Source organism: Lichenifustis flavocetrariae, assembly GCF_026130545.1.
Classification (GTDB): Bacteria; Pseudomonadota; Alphaproteobacteria; order Rhizobiales; family Beijerinckiaceae; genus Lichenihabitans; species Lichenihabitans flavocetrariae.
In genome coordinates this window covers 1-1,515 of the sequence record NZ_JAMOIM010000136.1, presented here as the reverse complement: position 1 = coordinate 1,515, position 1,515 = coordinate 1, and the positions used below count along the sequence as shown (strand labels likewise).

The 1,515-nt window shown below is 58.5% G+C and carries 2 protein-coding genes; both read right to left on the bottom strand.

The genetic code is table 11. The annotated features are described in order from the left end of the window. On the bottom strand, nt 1-919 hold a 919-nt coding region (locus tag M8523_RS36255; RefSeq protein ID WP_282589636.1), incomplete at its 3' end, for a GGDEF domain-containing protein. A gap of 84 nt (nt 920-1,003) precedes the next feature. Continuing rightward, nucleotides 1,004-1,515: diguanylate cyclase domain-containing protein (locus M8523_RS36250; RefSeq protein WP_282589635.1), on the bottom strand; the 512-nt coding region annotated here is incomplete at its 5' end.

Below are 1,515 nucleotides of genomic sequence, written 5' to 3'. Positions count from 1 at the left end.
AGGTCGAGGCGTCGTTGCCGTCCTCGTAGCCGGCCGCGATCATCAGCAAGCGGAAGCGGATGATGGCGGCGAGGCTGGGCAGGTTCTTTGGCGAGGGCCATTCCATGGCAGCCGGGGTTCCGGACCCGACCACCCCCGAATGTCCCTCGCATATGCGATTGCGTCCCTCAGATTTGGCGCGATAAAGGGCCCTGTCACACCGCATATAGGCCTCATCCATAGCCTGCTCTGGGTCGTAATTCGTCACTCCGCCAGAGACTGTCACCGAAATGCCTCCCATCCGGGTCCGGATCTCCGACGATCCGATGCACGCTCTGGCTTGGTCCGCGATCCTCGATCCAGAGGGCGCACTCACATCCGGCAGGAAAACGGCGAATTCCTCGCCGCCGATACGACCGATCAAAACGCTGGCGTTGGGTGAAAAGCAGGCGACAAAGCGTTCGGCGATGCCGCAGATCACATCATCACCGGCGAGATGGCCGTACTGGTCGTTGACGCATTTGAAGTGATCAATATCGAAAAGCAGGAAGCTGCCCCGGCACTTCATGCGCTCAATATTCTCAAAAATGGCACGGCGGTTCAGAAGCCCAGACAAAGGGTCGGTCGAACTCAGACGCTGAAACTCATTGCGATTGATCGCCAGCTCGCAAATCGCTCCGCCGATCATGAGCGTGACAATGTAGCCGACGACGGCTGACACGACGGCCGTGACGAAGGAACCGACGGCCAGCGCTTGGCTGAGTGGATAGGGAAGAAGACCCAAGGAACCGAGGATCAGATGAACGAGAACATTGGTAGCCTCCGCGCTGAAAACGATGCGGAGCGTCAGGCGACGGGCAAAACGTTCCGGTCCACCCTCCGCGATCAGGTCGGTGTCATCGGCTTTCGCGGTCACCCAGTGTTTGACCCGCTGTCGCACGTCGGCTTCCTTCACTGGCCCCATTCAATCGCAGGTTGCCGTTCCCTACATGCCAGAGCTTAAGAGAAGCCGCCTGGGATGCCGCTAAACTTCGGCCACTATTCTGCCATCCATCGGGGGCTCGGCTAGCCTATATGTACCGCGTCCAGCGCCCTTTGCGCGATACAACGCCTGATCGGCTTGCTTCAACAGCAAGTCCGGCTCGATGGCCGATCCGACCGTAACCGCAACACCAATACTCACACCGATGGAGACATGCTGAAACCCAATTTCGAACGGCGCCGCGATCCGTCTTATGATCCGCAACGCAGTGTCTTCGGGGCTATGTTCCTGATCTATATCAGCATAGATCACGGCGAACTCGTCCCCACCCAGCCGGGCGACGATGTCTGTAGGACGGACGCAATCAACCAAGCGGTGAGCGACTTTGCGGAGCAGTTCGTCTCCTGCAGGATGTCCGAAACTGTCATTGACTTGCTTGAAGCCATCGAGATCCAAGCACATCAGCGCAAAGGGCCGGCCTCGCTGCTGAACTTTTGAAAGCTTGTCGTGAAAAAGAACGCGGTTGGCGAGGCCGGTCAGTGCGTCATGCTGTG